Origin of the sequence: Spongiibacter thalassae, assembly GCF_012272835.1 — a bacterium.
Lineage (GTDB): Bacteria > Pseudomonadota > Gammaproteobacteria > Pseudomonadales > Spongiibacteraceae > Spongiibacter > Spongiibacter thalassae.
Window position 1 is genome coordinate 454,576 of record NZ_JAAWWK010000001.1, and the last position, 17,367, is coordinate 471,942.

Genomic DNA, 17,367 nt, shown 5'->3' on the forward strand with positions numbered 1-17,367 from the left:
GCATTGGTCGACGACGGGGAATGGGTGCAGGGCTTTCATAAATCTGTGATACGCAAATCTGTCATGGGCACGATTTATGCTGGCCTTATTACCAAGCGGGTATCGTATTACGACGTCGATAGCTGTCTGGTGTCCCCAATAATTCCCTAATACTCGTATTCGGAGCCGTCATGCCTGTGTCTATTCGAAGCCTTGTCGTCATTGCTGCCTTAGTGGTGCTACCGCTGTCGGCATCAGCCTACTCCCTCAAACATACCCTGAAAACCGGCACGATAGCCTTTGGATCATGCCTGAAACAGTGGCAGCCACAACCCGTGTGGGCGTCGGTCACCGCACTGGAACCCCAGGCCTTTGTATTTCTCGGCGACAATGTGTACACCGATGTGGGTGCCTACACTTCGACAGAGCTTCCCGGACGTATCGGCCAAGCTTATAAAGAACTCTCCCGCGACAAGGCCTTCAAGCGCTTTGGTATGCAGAAGAAAATCGACATTTTCGCTACCTGGGATGACCACGACTACGGCGTGAACGATGGCGGGGCGGAGTTTCCCTACCAGCAAGAATCCCGGGAATACTTTGCCGACTTTTTCGGTCTGGAGCTTGACCGCATCGGCGACCAGGAAAAACGCGGGGTGTTCTACGCGGATTTTCGCGATATCGGCGGTTTAACCGTGCAATTTATCATGCTCGATACCCGCAGCTATCGCAGCCCATTGAGCACTGGGCCGACCAGCAGCTGCCCGAAAAATCGCCGGGTGCCCACGTCCGACCCCGGCGCGACAGTACTCGGAGATATACAGTGGCAGTGGCTGGAGCTGGAGCTGCAAAAGCCCGCTGACCTGCGCATTATCGCCAGTAGCATTCAGGTATTACCCACCGAACACTGTTTTGAAAAGTGGAACAATTTTCCCCATGAACGCCAGCGCCTGTTCAGCCTGCTGAATAGCACCGAGGCCAATGGCGTGTTGTTGATCAGCGGCGACCGGCATATGGCGGAAATCTCCAGACTTGACGGAGCGCTGTCCTATCCCCTGTATGAAATCACCGCCAGTGGCCTGAACTCGGCCCTGAGTGATCTGACGGCATTGGCCAATGAAACCAATTCCCTGCGCACCACACCGCGCAATATCGTTGTCGATAATTTCGGCACAATCCAGATTACCCGTGAGGGAGAAGAGGCCCTGCTACAGTTGCAAGTACGCAATGTGCAGGGTGAAATCATGGAGGAAGTGAGGCTCAAGGTGAGCGAACTGGGGCCGCTCAACCTCGACAAATAAATCCTGGGGACAGACCCCGGGGTCTGTCCCCTAGGTTACCTAGGTTAAAGGAAGGGGGTTATCAGCATGCCCAGCAGGGCGCTGCTGAGAATGACGGGCAGCACGCCAATCTTGTAACGGAGGATGGCGACAAAGGCCGCCAGGGTAAGGGCGGTGCTCGCCAGGTCTATGCTGCGCCAGTTCGGGGCGAGCAGGTTCATACCGAAGTGCTCAAGTGTGGTCACTTCATTAAAGGCCACGTGAATCGCAAACCAAATCGCCAGGTTGAGCATCACACCAACCACCGCGGCGGTGACGGCGGATAGGGCGGCGCTTATCGCCCGGTTGCCGCGCAGTGATTCCACATAGGGAGCGCCGAGGAATATCCACAGAAAACAGGGAATAAAGGTCACCCAGGTGGTAAGGATTGAGGCGAGTACCCCCGCTGTGAAGGGGTCCAGACTGCCGGGTTGGCGAAAGGCGCCCATAAAGCCGACAAACTGAACGACCTGAATCAATGGACCGGGGGTGGTTTCGGCCATGCCGAGTCCGTCGAGCATTTCGCCGGGGGCCAGCCAGCCGTAATGTTGTACCGCTTCCTGGGCCATATACGCGAGCACGGAGTAGGCGCCGCCGAAGGTCACCACTGCCAGTTTGCTGAAAAACAAACCGATGGTGGTGAAGACATGGTCGCCGCCGAGGGTGGCGAGCATGGCAATCAGTGGCACCAGCCATAGGGACAGCCAGACAGACAGCACTTTTCCGGCGCGCAACCAGGAGGCCTGGGTGTGGCGCGGTTCGCCCTGCATCATCGTGTCAATCGCGTGGTGCTTCGCCGGGGCGTGGGCGTCATGGTGAGCGAAGGCCTGGGGCGCCAGGCGCGAGCCGATCAATCCTGCGCAGGCCGCCAGCATGATAATGGCGGGAAAGGGGACGGAGAATAAGTACAGCGCGCAAAAGGCGGTGGCGGCCAGGGCATACATATAATGGTTTTTCAGGGCGCGTTGGCCAATGCGAATTACCGCCTGTATCACAATGGCGAGCACTGCCGCCTTGATGCCAAAGAACAGACCCTGTACCAGGGTGGCGTCCTGATAGCCTGCATAGAGCAGGCTGAGCACTAAAATACTGAGAAAGCCGGGTAGTATGAACAAACCTCCGGCGACTAATCCTCCCCTGACACCGTGTAGTAGCCAGCCGATATAGGTGGCCAGTTGCTGGGCCTCCGGGCCGGGCAGCACCATGCAGTAGTTCAGTGCATGGAGGAAGCGGCTCTCGCTGATCCACTGTTTTTCGTCGACCAGAATACGGTGCATCACAGCGATTTGCCCGGCGGGACCGCCGAAACTGAGCAGGGCGATTTTAAACCAGACCCTCAGCGCTTCGGCAAAACTGATGTGGTGTCCGAAGGAGTTGGGAGTGTCTGCGGAGGGTTGCGGCACGGGGTTGTCCTGGGTTGGTGCGTAGGTAGAGGGGAGTACCCCTGCCGCAGTGTAGCGAAATCTGCGGTGTCAGGGGAGGGGGAAGCGCCGCCCTTATTTCGGTAGGGAGGGCGGCGTGAACACTATAGGCCGAGGGCGGATTTCGCCAGAATATTGCGTTGAATTTCATTGGAACCGGCGTAGATCGACCCTGCCCGTTCATTAAAGTAGCGCAGTGGCGAGACCGCCGACAGCGCCGATCCAACATAGCTCTCGCGGTTGTAGGGGTAGCTCACGGCACCACCGGGCCGGCCGGCCTGAGGTTGGAAGGCTAGACCATAGTGGTTGGCCAGCAGCATACCCAGTTCAGTCACCCGCTGTTGCAGTTCCGTGCCGAGGATTTTCATCACCGAGGCATTGACCCCCGGCGAGTGGCCCTTGCTTAATTCGGCGAGGGTTTGCAGCTCGTACATTTCCAGGGCGCTGACCTTTATATCGGTGTCGGCCAGTTGGCTGGCAAACAGCGGGTCGTCAATCAGCCGGTCACAGCAGTCTCCGGGGACCTCCGCAGCCGCGCGCCGGATTTCTTCCAGGCGCACCTGCATGAGTGGGGCATAGGCAGCGCCGCCACGTTCAAATTCGAGCAGGTATTTGGCAACTGTCCAGCCCTCGTCAATATTGCCGATCACATTGGCCTTGGGCACTCGCACATCGTTGAAAAACACCTGGTTTTGAATGTGCTCACCGGTGAGGCCGACAATAGGCTGTACCTCAACGCCGGGGGTGGCCATGTCGATAAGCAGAAAGGTAATACCCTTTTGTGGCTTATCGAGTTTGCTGGTTCTGACCAGACAAAAAATCCAGTTGGCCTCATCCGCATGGGTCTGCCAGATTTTGGCGCCGTTACACACCAGGTGGTCGCCATCGTCAACCGCCTGCATTTGCAGTGATGCCAGGTCGGAACCCGAGCCTGGTTCGGAGTAGCCCTGGCACCAGAAGTGCTCACCACTCAGCATACGCGGTAGAAAGTAGGATTTTTGTTCTTCGGTACCAAAGGCGATCAGGGCCGGGGCGCACATCTGAATACCCATTGGCGAGGTGGGAGGGGCACCGGCGGCGGCTTTCTCCTTGGCAAAAATATAATGCTGGGCAGCGGTCCAGTCGCAGCCACCGTACTCCACCGGCCACGACGGCGCGAGCCAGCCCTGCTCCAACAGAATTTGCTGCCAGGCCATGCTCGCATCGTGGTCAGCGTAGACACTGGTCATCAGTTGTCCGGCCTGACGCAGGTCGTCGGTCAGTTTTTCTGCCAGAAAGGTTCTGACCTCCTGTTGGAAGGCCTTTTCTTCCGGTGACCACTCTATATTCATGCTTTGCCTCGCTATTGCCGTTTAGTTGGGTCGCCACACCGGCGTGCCATCGGCGTCCGGGGTGATAGTACCTTGCATGCCAATGACCGATTTTTCGGTGCTGGTGAGCATGGCCAGGGTACTGGTATCGGTCGCGGGAACGCAGGCCATGCCGCGTTCGCCCTTGCTGTTGCGGGCGACGATAACCCCCTGCTTGGGGCTGCCGTCGCGCTCATACATTACGGTAAAGGTTTCTACGGTGACCGGGCCGCTGAGGGATTCATTTAATGGCGGCACCGTGTGGCGGCGACGGTCGGCCTCGTCCTGTACCGAGAAGCCGGGGGCAATGCCGTTTTCCGGGGCTTGGGTGCTTATTACCATGGTGTGGTGCTTGCTGATAAAGCCGCCATTGCTGTATAGCAGGCCCAGTTCTCCGGGGGCGGCGCGCAGCGCTCTCACCATGGCGCAGGTGGCGTGGGCCATATAGTTATTGAGTGGGCCGCCAAAGAAGGTCAGGCCACCGGCCACCGTTGGACAGTGCTCGCGGGGGTCGAGCTGAAGTTGGCGCAGGGCCATTTTGGGTACAACGGGGAAGCAACTGTAGAGCTCGACTTTGCTGAAACGTTTGGCGTCGCCGCCGACGATTTCCACCGCGCGGTCGAGGGTGGCGTTCATTGCCGGGCTGGTAACGTATTGGTCGCGGAACAGGAAGTTGTCGGGCTCGGCGGCATTGCCACCCCCCCAGAGATAGACGATATTGTTCTCGGCGACACCGGCTGCCCGGGCGCTGGCCAGGCTGGTGACGATGATGGCGGCAGATTGATTCACCGCCGGATTGGCCACCATATATTTGGGATAGGGCCAATTAATCATGCGGTTGCCAGGGCTGACGGTGGCGATTTCCTCGGCACTGGGGGCCGACTTGATCCATGCGTAGGGATTGTTGGCGGCCACCTCGGCATATTGTGCCCACAGTCTGGCGGATTCCTCGGTGCCTTGAGCGGGGGTTTTACCCTCGGCGGCTTGCAGGGCCATTTCGTACAGGGGGTACATCGCCGCGGGGTCGTTGACCCCTAATGATTTGGCTATGGCGCTGCGCTCAATGCGGTCGCCGCTTACCTTCACGGTGTCCTCCTTGCTGGCCAGCGGTGTCCAGTTCAGGTTGGTTCCACTTTTCATGGCCTTGTTCAGCGAGTTCATCGCCTCGCCACCGACAATAATCGAGCTGCCCTGGTCGCCCTCGACAACGCGCAGGGCGGCTTCGTGGATCAGGCGTATAGGGGTTTCGCCACCAAAGCTGGCGTTGATCTGGCGGGGAGGGGACACGCCGAGCTTGTCGCATAGCAGACCAACCGGGTTTTGGTAGCGCCAGCTCATCAGCCCGACCACTTCGATAGAGGCGCAGCGGTTCAGCATGTCGCCGCCGGCGTCCTTGTTGGCCTGCTGAATGGCTTCGGCCATCAGCGCAACCGGCTCCAGAGCGTTTTCCGGGGCAGAGGGTCGGTCGATAAACTCGCCGACACCGACAATTACGGGAATATTTTCCGGACTTACCATGCTAATTCTCCAAATCGGGCTTTAATTATCATTCAGGCACTGCCTGCAACGAATTTTCGTTGTCCAGTGTACGGTGCCGTCCGTGTAAGCCGTTGTCTATTGCCGCCAATTTTTGCCTGTCGGGCTGGTGGGTCAATCGGCGCATGGCGTAGATTAATCTATTGTTGATAGATTTAAAAGGGGTGGCGGCCTTCTCTGCTCCCCTTGGGCGATTCATCGTCGATTCACCTTGACCAGCGAGGCTGCTTGGGATTAAATCTATCATCATAAGATTTAATGAGACACCACGGGTCGGCGCTGTTCAGCATCGATCTGTCGGTGATATCACCACGACCCATCATGGCGATGGGAGTTAGCAGGGGAGTCGCAGAATGCCGGGCACGTTAGTGGATACCTTTAAATGGTGGGCAGTGGAGCGCGCCGATCAGGCCGCCATTGTCGAAGGGGATGACCGTCTCACTTATCGGGAGCTCAACGATTGGGCCGAATGCGTGGCCGACAGCCTGCTTGCTGATGGTCTCCAGGCGGGGGATCGGGTGACGATTATTGCGACCAACTCAATGAAGTGGGTGATTGCCGCCCAGGGCGTAATGCTGGCGGGCGGTATTGTCGCGCCGGTGAACCCGCGTTTTACCGTGAGTGAGGCCAGTTTTATCGTCGCCGACCGCTATCAGTCGGCGGTGATTTTCCACGACGATGAGCGCCAGCCATTGGCCGCTGCAGTCGCCGGGAAAATTCCCGGTTGCCGCCTGCGCAGCCTGGAAGAAGTAACTGAACTGCGTCACCAAACGCCGCGCATGGAGCAACCGCGACCGAAGATTACTCGACGCAGTGACGCAGTGATTATTCCCACCAGTGGCTCCACGGGGCGTCCGAAAGGGGTGGTCTATACCCACGGTGGGCTGGTGGACTACGCTGCTGATACTGCCATTGCCCGGCCCGGCGCGATCCACAATGCCAAAGTGTTTTTGTTCGGCCCCCTGTGTACCTCTGCGGGTTATGTCGTCATGACCCAATACCTTAACTACGGCGGCACGGTGTACATCGAAGGGATCTTCGATGCCCAGGTGGCACTGGACAAAATTCAGCGGGAAAAAATTTCGGTGATGATGGGTGCTCCCATCTTCTTTGAGCGGATTATGGACTTGCCGGATTTCGCCGACGCCGATTTGTCGAGTCTGGGTTACTGTCTGGTCGGTGGCGCGCAGGTGTCGCGTAAACTACTGGACAGCTGGCTGAATAAGGGCGTGATACTGCGACAGCTCTACGGCCAGACCGAAGCCGGTGGGCAGGCCACTATCAATACCGATGACGGCGCAATTAACAGCCCGGAAAAATGCGGTCGTGGCGCGCCGTTCACCAAGCTGGCGGTCATCGGTCCGGACGGAGACTTTCTGCCGGCCAACACCCCTGGCGAAATCGTAATTAAAAGTGCCGGCATGATGGATCGCTACTGGCAGGACGAGGAAGCGACAGCAAAAACCCTGGTCGACGGCTGGCTGCGCACCGGTGACCTCGGCGAAATTGATGAACAGGGGCTGCTGACATTTATCGACCGTCTCAAGGACATCATTATTTCCGGAGGCTTGAATATATCCGCTGCGGAGGTCGAGCGGGTGGTGGCTGAAGTGCCCGGTGTGATCGAGGTGGCAGTTATTGCCGCCGCCGACGCCAAGTTCGGCGAAACACCAATGGCAATTGTGTACAGCGCTGAAGGGGTGACGCCAGAGGCGATTGTGGCCCACTGCAATGCCGAATTAAGCGGCTTTAAAGTCCCCCGTTACATTGTGGTTGAAAACCAGCCTCTGCCGCGATTAGCCACCGGGAAAATCGCCAAAATGCAGTTGCGCGAAACCTACCGCGATGCTGATAAGACCCTGCCCAAGGTGCGATAGCGGTTCCTGTGGCCGCCTGTGCAGTCATCGCCATGATCAATAATTGGCGGCGAGGGATAAGCGATTCCTCGCCGAAACTGCTACTGTAACGGTCATCGAAATCACACGAGGGGGCAGCCCGTTGGGTCGATGACTTGAACTGGCTGGCGTTCACCGAAAACCAATAATGGAAGCGAAGACCCATGACAGAATCCACTGAATTTGATTTCCCCATGACCATCGGCGGCCAGCGTGTGCGCGGCAGCGCGCGCATCGATGTGGTTAACCCGGCGCTGGGTGAAGTGTTTGCCACTGCGCCGGATGCCCAGCAGGCTGATCTGGATGCAGCGGTAAAGGCCGCTCGCGCAGCGTTTCCCGGTTGGAAGGCCACGGCCTACAATGAACGGCGCAAAGTGCTGGGCGAGGCGGCCAAGGTCCTTACTGCAAATGCCGACGAGCTGGCGCGTATTTTTACCCTTGAGCAAGGCAGGCCACTGGCCTTCGCCAAGGAAGAAATACTCGGCGCAGCCGGTTGGTTGCAGGGCATGGGTATGCATTCACTGCCGGTGGATGTCACCGAAGATACCGACGAGCGTCGAGTCGAGGTGCACCGGGTACCCGTGGGCGTGGTCGCCGCTATTGTGCCGTGGAATTTTCCTGTGTTGCTGGCATTCTGGAAAATTTCCCATGCGTTGCTGGCGGGTAATACCATGGTATTGAAGCCCTCGCCGTTCACCCCGCTGGCGATGCTGCGTATCGCCGAGCTGCTGCTGGATGTTCTGCCTGCGGGCGTGCTGAATGTTATCAGCGGCGGTGACGCACTGGGGCCGATGATGACCGCACACCCCGGCTTTGACAAAATTTCCTTCACCGGTTCTACCGCTACGGGCAAGCGCATCATGGCCTCGGCGGCCAGCGATCTGAAGCGGATCACCCTGGAGCTGGGTGGCAATGATGCAGCGATTATCATGCCCGACGTCGACCTCGACGAAGTTGCGCAAACCCTGTTTATGGGCGCCTTCTACAATACTGCACAAATCTGTATCGCCACCAAGCGTATGTATATCCACGAGGATATCTACGATGCCCTGCGGGATAAGCTTCACGGACTGGCCAAGGTGATGCCGGTGGGCGATGGCATGAACGAGGGCAGTGTATTTGGGCCGGTGCAGAACAAACCCCAGTACGAGCGGGTGAAAGGCTTGATGAATGAGGCCCGGGAGCTTGGCTTGACTGTGTTGGAGGGTGGCCCGGTGCCGGACAAGGGTTACTTCCTGCCCTTGACCCTGGTGGACAATCCTCCTGAAGATAGCCGCGTGGTCACCGAGGAAGCTTTTGGTCCGATTCTGCCTCTACTGAAATTCAGCTCGGTGGATGAGGTAGTCGAGCGGGCAAATAACAGTGAATATGGTCTGGCCGGGGCGGTGTGGTCGAAGGACATCGACCAGGCTGTGGCGATCGCTCACCGACTGGACACTGGCACAGTGTGGATAAACCAGAATCTGCAATCGACGCCGATGACGCCGCTGGCGGGACATAAACAGTCGGGCATTGGTTGTGAGAACGGGCTGCACGGCCTGCTGGAATTCACTCTGCCCAAGGCGATCTACATACCCAAATAATCGCAGGCGGGGTGCGCCCCGCGGCAATCCAGATAATCAAAACAGGAAGCGACTGCATGACCGTTGTGCGTGTGAAAAAGCCCGGTGGCTTGGACAATTTATATGTTGATCAGCGCAGTGTTGCTGCACCGGGCCCGGGGGAAGTCTCATTGCGGGTGCATGCCACCTCACTTAACTACCACGACTACCTGGTGGCGGTAGGCCATTTGCCCAGCGAAGATGGCAGAGTTCCCATGTCTGATGGCGCTGGTGTGGTGACCGCGGTGGGCGAAGGGGTAAGCGAATTCGCCGTGGGTGACAGAGTGGTGAGCACCTTTTTCAGTGACTGTGTCGATGGTGACGTTCAGGACAGACACCATAGCCTGACCTTTGGCGATGGCATTGATGGTTTTGCCTGCACCGAGGCAACAGTGCCGCAAACTGGCTTGACCCACGCTCCGGTGGGCTACAGTCACGAAGAAGCGGCGACCCTGCCCTGCGCAGCGGTCACCGCGTGGCGGGCACTGGTATACGAGGGCGGGATCAAACCTGGTGACACCGTGCTGGTTCAAGGCACCGGTGGTGTATCACTGTTTGCCCTGCAGTTTGCCAAGGCGGCGGGGGCGAGGGTGATTGCCACCACATCGTCGCCGGCCAAGATGGAAAAACTCCGCGCACTGGGTGCCGACGAAGTGGTGAACTACCGCGAGTATCCCGAGTGGTCGGCCCAGGTCATGGCGCTGACCCAGGGACGCGGGGTAGACCATGTAGTCGAGATTGGTGGCGCGGGCACCTTTGCCCAGTCCATGCAAAGTTGTCGCAACGGTGGCCATATTTCAATGATCGGTGTGCTGGCCGGCTTCAGTGGCGAAGTGCCGACTGCCGCTATTATGGGGCGTCAGTTGAAGGTTAAGGGGATCACCGTCGGCAGTCGCCGCCAGCAGCAGGACATGATTCGCGCCATCGACGTTAATGGCATTCGCCCGGTGATCGACGACAAAATATTTGCTTTGGAGTCGCTGGCGGAGGCCTTTCGCTACCAGGAGAGCGGCGGCCACTTTGGCAAAATTGTGGTAACGATGTAGCAAATTTTCGGCAGCTGTCTGTTATGTCGCCGTCACACATATGCCAGAGAGGGTGCGATGGAACTGGGTTTTAGCCAGGAGGAAGAACGCTTTCGCGCCGAGGTGCGGGAGTTTTTTCAACGCGACTATCCCGCGTCGATTCTCGACAAAATTCGTCGAGGACAGCGCCTGGAGAAACTCGACCAGGAACTCTCACAGCAGGCATTACAGTCCCGTGGTTGGCTGGGTTTCACCCTGCCTCAGGAGTTTGGCGGCCCCGGTTGGAGTCCTGTACAGCGCTATATCTTTGAGGAGGAGCTGGAGCTGGCGGGGGCACCCAATCTGGTGCCGATGGCGATAATTTATGTTGCGCCGGTGATTGCGGAGTTTGGCAGTCCTGAGCAACAGCAGCGGTGGTTGCCGAATATTCTGTCCTCCAAAGCATTTTGGGCCCAGGGCTATTCAGAGCCGGAAGCGGGTTCGGATCTGGCCAGTCTCGGCTTGCAGGCCCGGCGCGACGGCGATCACTATGTGCTCAACGGCAGCAAAATCTGGACGACCCTTGCCCACTGGGCGGACTGGATATTCTGCCTGGTGCGCACCTCCCGTGAAGAGAAAAAGCAGCAGGGCATCAGTTTTGTCTGTGTGGAAATGAGTGCCCCCGGGGTCACCGTTGAACCGATTATTACTATGAATGGCAGCCACGAACTCAACCGTGTTCACTTCGATAACGTGCGGGTACCGGTGGCCAATCGTATCGGTGATGAAGGGCAGGGTTGGCACTACGCCAATTATCTGTTGAAGCATGAGCGCCTCTCTTATGCCCACATCGGGCGTAAAAAACGGGATTTGCAGGCGCTGCGTGACTGGGCTTTGTCACAGGACTTGCTTGAAGAACCGCTTTGGGCGGCGCGTTTCGCCGTCCTGGAAGTGCGCGTAGCCAATGCGGAAATGTCGGTGTTCCGCAGCCTGGGAGGAAGCTTGCCGGCAGCGGCGGTATCGGCGCTGAAAATTCAGTGCACCGAGCTGGCTCAGGCAATTACCCGCCTGGGGGTGGATATTGCGGGCCTGTCGGCGTTGGCTTATCCGGCCCGGGATGAGTCGCAATGGAGCGCCGCTCTGGCGGGAAGTTGCCCGGAGGGCCCGGTCTGGGCAGATGCCTATCTGTTCGAGAGGGCGCAAACCATCTATGGCGGCACCAGTGAAGTTCAGAAAAACATCATCTGGCGCGCCCTGTCAGCGGCGTAGTTTGTTTCGGGAAAGTTGTTAAAAAGCGTAGAGAAACTTGCGCAGGGTTTCCTCGAACATTTCCGCTTCGCTGTGGGGGTCTGCCGCCATTGATGCGGCCAGGTCGGGGAACTGCTCGGCATCGAAGTCGGGCATCGGCGGGGTGCCTGCGCCGCGACTCATCGCGCCGAGCAGGGCCGAGCCAAAGGTCAGTTTTTCGACCCCTTCAATAATCACCATGCGCTGATTCAGCGGCACATCAAAACGCCCAGTCCAGGTGTTATAGGCAGCGAGCATCAAGTGACGGGGGAAAAACTGTAGCAGCAGGGGTGCTGCTTTCGGGTGTTTGAGAATCGACGCGCGGGTGGCAAGGGCAAGGGAAATTTGCGCCTCACGCCAGTTGTCATATTGTTCCAGGTCTGGCACTTCCGCATCTTTGAGAATGCGTCGGGCGACCTCGGCGAGTAATTCTGCCTTGTTCTTGAAGTGGTAGTACAGGGACGGCGCTTTTACGCCGAGTTCCTTGGCGACCCGTTGCAGACTAAGGCCGTCAATGCCCTGTTCATCGATTACCGCCAGGGCTGCCCGCGCCGCACTGGATTTGGAAATAATCGGTTTTGATGGTCGTCCCACTGAAAAATCCCTTTGTTTGAAAAACTGGTGTTAGCGCCGCCCGATGAGGAAAACGCCCCTGTCAGGGCTGTCGATTGTAACAGACAAGCCCAATCAGGGGAGGAGTAAAACTAACGCGCCACGGTAATTGCGCGGGCAGGGGCGCCGGCGTCAGCTTTTGACGGTGTTCAATGGCAGCTCGGTCAGTGCCAGTGAAAATCCGGTGCGATAGCCCAGTTCGGTGCCGGGGACGATTTCATAGCGCGCGACCCGTTTGAACCACTCTTCTACCAGAATGCGAATTTCAGAGCGGGCGAGGAAACTGCCCAGACACATATGAGGGCCGGAGGAGAAAGTCAGGGTATGACCGTCTTCCTTGCTGCGGTCGATGTCAAATACATGGGGATTGCCATTTTTGCGATCGTCGCGGCCGGAGATCGGCAGCAGGCACAATACCATATCGTCCTTTTTGAACTTCACACCAAACACTTCGGCGTCTTTGGCGACAATGCGCGGATTGCTGATAACGCCGAACATGCGAATGGCTTCGTCGGTGAATTTGGCGATATCTGCCGGGTTGTCGTGCAGACGCTGTTGCAGCTCGGGCATATTGGCCAGCTGGCGGAAGCTGTAGCCAGTGACGTTGGCCACGGTATCCATGCCACCGAGGAACAGCAAAAAGCACATATTCTGCATTTCTTCGAGGCTGATCGGCTCCCCCTTTACCTTGATATTGAGGATGTGACTCATCAGGTCGTCGGCGGGGGCGGCCTTTTTCTGCTCGAGAATTTCCGTCATGGCCATAATGATCTGGCCGCTCAGCTGATGGATTTTCTGCTGGTCGTTAGTGGAGAAAAACTCATCGGACAGATTGCGGAACTCCCACAGCCTATCCATCGGCATGCCCATTAACTCCATAAAGATGCTCACCGGGTAAACCGAGGCCACTTCCTGAATGAAGTCGAAGCCGTCGCCCTTGGCGAGGGCGTTGTCGATAATTTCCCCGGCCCATTGGCGAATCTTAGCTTCCAGCGCCTTGATGGCCTTGGGTGAAAACGCGGGCATCAATGCCTGGCGGTAGGGGATGTTGTTCGGTGGATCGACATTCAATGGAATGAAGTAAGGGGGATTCTCGATGCGCGGAATCTGCATTTCCTTGGCGGAAAACACTTCATAGTCCTCGACCACCTTTTTGATTTCGTCAAAGCGGGTCACCACCCAATGGCCGCCATTCCTGGGGGTATAAAATACTGGCGGCGCCTCATCGTGCAGCACTTGCAGGCTGGCGTGAACCTCGTTGGTGAGGCGTGGGTCGCCGTGATAGTCGTAACTGACCACCAGGTCGGCGGGGACGTGGTCGGGGATATGGTCGTTGACGGTTGAGTTCATGAGCGTGTCCTCGGAAATGTTATTGTCTTGAACGATAAAATTTTTGACGCTTTTCGCAGCGGCTCAGCGCTGGCTTTCGGGCAAGGTGAAGGTGATACCGTCGATGGCGTCGCTGACCTCAAGTTGACAGCATAGCCGAGCATTGGGCTGGGGATCGGGAACGTACTCCAGCAGGGCGCTCTCCATCTCGCTTTGTTCGGGCAATTTCTCGAACCACTCCGGGCTGACGAAAGCGTGGCAGGTGCCACATACCATCGAGCCGCCGCAATCGGCGAGGATGCCATCGATGTTATTGGCGGCGGCCGCTTCCATCACTGAGCCGCCGGGGCTGAGCTCAAGTTCGGTGCGTTCGCTGCCATCGTGGGATTCAAAAACTATTTTCACCATGCCCTGCGGAGCCCCTTTTAAGTTAAATCTAAAAGTATTAGATAAAATTACAGGGCCCGTGTCAATCGCAAAATTCACTTCGCGGGGGACGGGCTGAATGCGCAGTTGATCGGCGGAGGCTGTCGCGACATACGTCAGGGCAGCTGCTAGTATATTTTCACCATGGGGTGGTGTTCGCCGCCAACCGGTGCGACTGCGCCCGGAATCTTTTCCTTGAATACAGAAGTGCCTATGCCAACTGTTAACACCAAATTGAGTCGCTGGAAGCAGAGCGTGCAAAAGTATTTGTTCGCTGCACCCGCCATCGGTAAAGCAGAAAAAGCGGAATTAACGCTGGAGGAGTTTCGCCGGGAGGCCCAGACCTGTATCGATGCGCCCTTTGGCGAGGTCGATGCGCGCAATCGCGCCGCTCGCCTCGGGGCGGCCTATGCGGCTTTCGACGAAGAAACCCGTGCCGAGGTATTACTGATGCTGCTGAGGGAGTTCGGCCCGGATCGAAGCGAGATTGATCGCTGTATTGAACGCTATCAGCAGTGTCGCGACGACGACTGCGAGGGTGCGGCCCTGGCGCTGAGCCGGGCCTTGCAGCCCCGGCGCATGGCGCTGCTGACACGGTTTACCAGCCTGCCCGATGGGGTCAAGTTTCTGGTGGATATGCGCAGTGAAATACTGGCGCTGACGCGCAGGCACCGGGAGCTGAAAACCCTGGATGCGGATTTCGCCAATCTGTTCAAACTGTGGTTCGATCCCGGCTTTCTGGATATTGAGCGGGTTACCTGGATGTCGCCGGGTAGCGTACTGGAGAAGTTGACCGAATACGAGGCCAATCATTCCATCGTGTCGTGGAAAGATCTTAAAAACCGGCTGGACGGTGATCGTCGCTGTTACACCCTGTTTCACCCGCGTATGCCCCAGGAGCCGCTGACGATATTACACGTAGCGTTGAACCGTGGTATCGCCGCCAATGTGCAACAATTACTGGATGTGGAGACGCCGATTACCGACCCCGAGGAGGCAGATACGGCGGTGTTTTATTCCATTACCAGTCCCCAAAAGGGGCTGCGGGGAATCAGCTTTGGTGAGTACCTGATCAAACAGGCGGTGAAGGAGCTGCGCAGTGAACTGCCTGATCTGCACACCTTCGTTACCCTGTCGCCGGTGCCTGGTTTTCGCAGTTGGCTGGACAGCCATGTGGTCGAGGCGGATTTCGACAACCTGCCATTCTCGCCGGTCACCCTCGATTCCGCGTTGGACTCATTGGTGAGTACGCCGGAGCCGCCGTGGCGCCCTGAGCTGGAAAAGCTGTTGTCGCGGAAGTGTCTGGAATACCTGACCACGATGGAGGGAGGCCGGCCCCTCAATTCGGTGGCGCGTTTTCATCTGCGCAATGGGGCCTATATTCATCGCATCAATCTATTCGGCGATATGTCGAAAAACGGCCTGCGCAATGCCGCGGGTATGATGGTGAATTACGGCTACAATCTGCGCCAAATGGAAAGCAACCTCACCCTGTTGCAGGGGGGCAAACTGCCTGTGGCCGGCGCCGTGCTAAAGCAGGCGAAGGCCGCGGGCCTGAACACGGAGCATCTGGAGGGGGTATAAGCCCCGCGTATCGAAATAATCTCAAGGCCCGTTGTAAACCACGGGATCTTTGAGCAGGTCCGGTGTTTCCGCGTTCATGCGTACCGAGCCGAAGGGCCGTTCCAAACTGCGGCGAATTCGCCGTGATTCCCCCTCGATCATGTAGGATTTAACCCGCTCATGGGCGGCCATATCCGCCAGGGTGAGGCGGTCGCGCATTCGCAGATAGTCGGCCCATGTGGGGCAGTGATACCGCTCCACCCACAGGGTCGGGTCACCGATGTCACGGGTCAGAGACCAGTCGAAGCCGCCGTTGCGCAATTGCAGGTTCTGAATATCGAGCATGGCGTTGTAAAACGGACGGGCATTTTCGGCGGCAATGCGGTATTCCACCTCGATCACAATGGGGCCTGAGCGCATGGTAATCGGTAGGGCCACTTCGGGCTCGTTGGCAATCGACACCATATCGGTGCTCGCGGTAATTTCCCTGGGCAGGCGCAGGAACAAACCAAACAGTGGCAGTGCCAGCATAAACAAGCCGGAGGCGATAATCGCATTGCCCACTGTCCAGTGGTTGGCAACGACTCCCCACAACCAGGCGCCTACCGCGATGCCGCCGGTCAAGGAGGAGGTATACAGCGAAATCGCTCGGGCCGTCACCCAGCGGGGCACCGATATCTGTACCGCAATATTGAACAGTGAGATGGTCAACATGCTCACCCCGCCGACCAGAAACATACCGATGCAGGTTAATGGCAGTGAGCGACTGACGCCCATGACAATCAGGCACAGTCCCCCGGCGATGGCGAGTATCGTCGCCGCGGTTTCAACGCTGAAATTGGCGCGCATACGATTGATTAGCACCGCGCCGGAGACCGCGCCCACACCGTTTGCGCCCAGGAGAATGCCGTAAATACTGGCGTCGCCCTGTAGCAAATCCTTGGCCATTAACGGCGCCAGCGCGGTGGCGGTGGCACCGGCTACACCGAAGATAAAAATGCGGATCAGCACGGTGCGAATAATCGTTGAGTGGAAGGCATAGCGCGCGCCGGAGACCATGGCGCGGGTGATCCGCTCCGGGGGTAAACGCGAGGTGGTCTGGGTGCGTCGCCAGAGAAAAAACGCAACAATCAGCGGCAAATACGCCAGGGCGTTAAAGGCAAAGGCCGTCTGTACCCCGGCAGCCAGGACGAGAACCCCGCCCAGTGCCGGACCGAAGCTACGGGCAATATTGTAGCTCACCGTGCCCAGGGCGATGGCGGCGGGGACATCCGCCGGTTTGACCTGTTCCCCGATCGATGACTGCCAGGCGGGGGCGTACAGCGCCACACCGGAGCCGATCAGCGAGCAGAACAGCAAAAGTATCCACGGGCTGGTCAGTTGGAAAAAGGCCAGTGCCGACAAAATGGAGCCAAACAGTGCAGCGATGCCCAGGCCGACCATGGCGACCTTGCGGCGGTCGAACATATCGGCGATGGCCCCGGCGGGAAGGGCGACCAGCATCAGTGGCAACATCATGGCGGTTTGTACCAGCGCTACCATGCTGGCAGAGGAGGTCAATCGGGTCATCTCCCAGGCGACGGCAACACCGAGTACCAGTTGGCCGAAGTTAGCCAGCAGGCTGGTGGTCCATATGCGGCGGAATACCGGTTCTTTAAGGGGCGCCAGGGGAGACGGTGCAGCGATTACAGGCTTGTCGGCGGCTTGTGTCACAGTTTAATCCGGTGTTGATGTGTGCTCGGAAAAAACCGACCTTGTTGTATGTTTGCCGGAGAAGGTGTGGTGATGAGCGCACGTAATTAAAATTCGATGATGTTGAACTCAGCTGACCGTCGTGGTCTGTTGTTATCGCAGGCAATACTACCACGCCACCGCCGCGACTCGTTAGTCCGGCAGCGAGCCGATGTCTGCTGTCAGGCACGTTTTGCACGGTCAAATACTGGTATAAAGCGTGCACGGAAATACCCGCTAAAAATGAATTCGGTTATCATTGCGCGGTTATCGTCCCCTAACACCTGTCCGCTGAAAAACGTGGCGACAGGATTGGTT

General features: G+C 57.8%; 13 protein-coding genes. 6 read left to right on the forward strand and 7 right to left on the reverse strand.

Annotated elements, in window-relative coordinates; all coding sequences use genetic code 11:
• Nucleotides 1-176: 176 nt before the first annotated feature.
• Nucleotides 177-1,277 (forward strand): alkaline phosphatase D family protein, encoded by a 1,101-nt coding sequence (locus HCU74_RS01870; protein WP_168448692.1) that lies wholly within the window; start codon nucleotides 177-179, stop codon nucleotides 1,275-1,277.
• A gap of 44 nt (nucleotides 1,278-1,321) precedes the next feature.
• On the opposite strand, the gene chrA is transcribed toward HCU74_RS01870, so the two are convergent.
• From chrA to HCU74_RS01885, 3 genes are all read right to left on the reverse strand, one after another.
• Nucleotides 1,322-2,698: a chromate efflux transporter gene (gene chrA, locus HCU74_RS01875; RefSeq protein ID WP_168448693.1), complete on the reverse strand. Its 1,377-nt coding sequence runs from the start codon at nucleotides 2,696-2,698 to the stop codon at nucleotides 1,322-1,324.
• A gap of 122 nt (nucleotides 2,699-2,820) precedes the next feature.
• On the reverse strand, nucleotides 2,821-4,047 hold the full coding sequence (locus HCU74_RS01880; protein ID WP_168448694.1) for an acyl-CoA dehydrogenase family protein: 1,227 nt from the start codon (nucleotides 4,045-4,047) through the stop codon (nucleotides 2,821-2,823).
• 21 nt (nucleotides 4,048-4,068) lie between these two features.
• On the reverse strand, nucleotides 4,069-5,583 hold the full coding sequence (locus HCU74_RS01885; RefSeq protein ID WP_168448695.1) for an acetyl-CoA acetyltransferase: 1,515 nt from the start codon (nucleotides 5,581-5,583) through the stop codon (nucleotides 4,069-4,071).
• 371 nt (nucleotides 5,584-5,954) lie between these two features.
• On the opposite strand from HCU74_RS01885, the gene HCU74_RS01890 reads away from it, so the two are divergent.
• The 4 genes from HCU74_RS01890 (at nucleotide 5,955) to HCU74_RS01905 (ending at nucleotide 11,370) form a co-directional block, all read left to right on the forward strand.
• A complete protein-coding gene (locus HCU74_RS01890; RefSeq protein WP_168448696.1) occupies nucleotides 5,955-7,478 on the forward strand; it encodes a class I adenylate-forming enzyme family protein in 1,524 nt (507 codons plus the stop codon).
• A gap of 182 nt (nucleotides 7,479-7,660) precedes the next feature.
• The gene (locus HCU74_RS01895) at nucleotides 7,661-9,079 is read left to right on the forward strand and encodes an aldehyde dehydrogenase family protein (protein ID WP_168448697.1); all 1,419 of its coding nucleotides are present in this window, start codon (nucleotides 7,661-7,663) and stop codon (nucleotides 9,077-9,079) included.
• 56 nt (nucleotides 9,080-9,135) lie between these two features.
• Nucleotides 9,136-10,143, forward strand: a complete 1,008-nt coding sequence (locus tag HCU74_RS01900) for a zinc-dependent alcohol dehydrogenase family protein (protein WP_168448698.1) — start codon at nucleotides 9,136-9,138, stop codon at nucleotides 10,141-10,143.
• A 57-nt stretch (nucleotides 10,144-10,200) separates the two neighbouring features.
• Nucleotides 10,201-11,370, forward strand: coding sequence for an acyl-CoA dehydrogenase family protein (locus tag HCU74_RS01905; RefSeq protein ID WP_168448699.1), 1,170 nt, complete (start codon nucleotides 10,201-10,203; stop codon nucleotides 11,368-11,370).
• 18 nt (nucleotides 11,371-11,388) lie between these two features.
• Here the strand turns inward: HCU74_RS01905 and HCU74_RS01910 are convergent, their stop codons facing one another.
• From HCU74_RS01910 to HCU74_RS01920, 3 genes are all read right to left on the reverse strand, one after another.
• Nucleotides 11,389-11,982 (reverse strand): TetR family transcriptional regulator, encoded by a 594-nt coding sequence (locus tag HCU74_RS01910; protein WP_168448700.1) that lies wholly within the window; start codon nucleotides 11,980-11,982, stop codon nucleotides 11,389-11,391.
• 150 nt (nucleotides 11,983-12,132) lie between these two features.
• Nucleotides 12,133-13,350, reverse strand: a complete 1,218-nt coding sequence (locus HCU74_RS01915; protein ID WP_168448701.1) for a cytochrome P450 — start codon at nucleotides 13,348-13,350, stop codon at nucleotides 12,133-12,135.
• A gap of 63 nt (nucleotides 13,351-13,413) precedes the next feature.
• Nucleotides 13,414-13,737 (reverse strand): 2Fe-2S iron-sulfur cluster-binding protein, encoded by a 324-nt coding sequence (locus tag HCU74_RS01920; RefSeq protein ID WP_168448702.1) that lies wholly within the window; start codon nucleotides 13,735-13,737, stop codon nucleotides 13,414-13,416.
• Nucleotides 13,738-13,968: 231 nt separating this feature from the next.
• Between HCU74_RS01920 and HCU74_RS01925 the strand changes: the two genes are divergently transcribed.
• Nucleotides 13,969-15,339, forward strand: a complete 1,371-nt coding sequence (locus HCU74_RS01925) for a malonyl-CoA decarboxylase domain-containing protein (RefSeq protein WP_168448703.1) — start codon at nucleotides 13,969-13,971, stop codon at nucleotides 15,337-15,339.
• 21 nt (nucleotides 15,340-15,360) lie between these two features.
• On the opposite strand, the gene HCU74_RS01930 is transcribed toward HCU74_RS01925, so the two are convergent.
• Complete coding sequence (locus HCU74_RS01930) at nucleotides 15,361-17,031, reverse strand: MFS transporter (RefSeq protein WP_210425071.1); 1,671 nt, start codon at nucleotides 17,029-17,031, stop codon at nucleotides 15,361-15,363.
• Nucleotides 17,032-17,367: the final 336 nt, after the last annotated feature.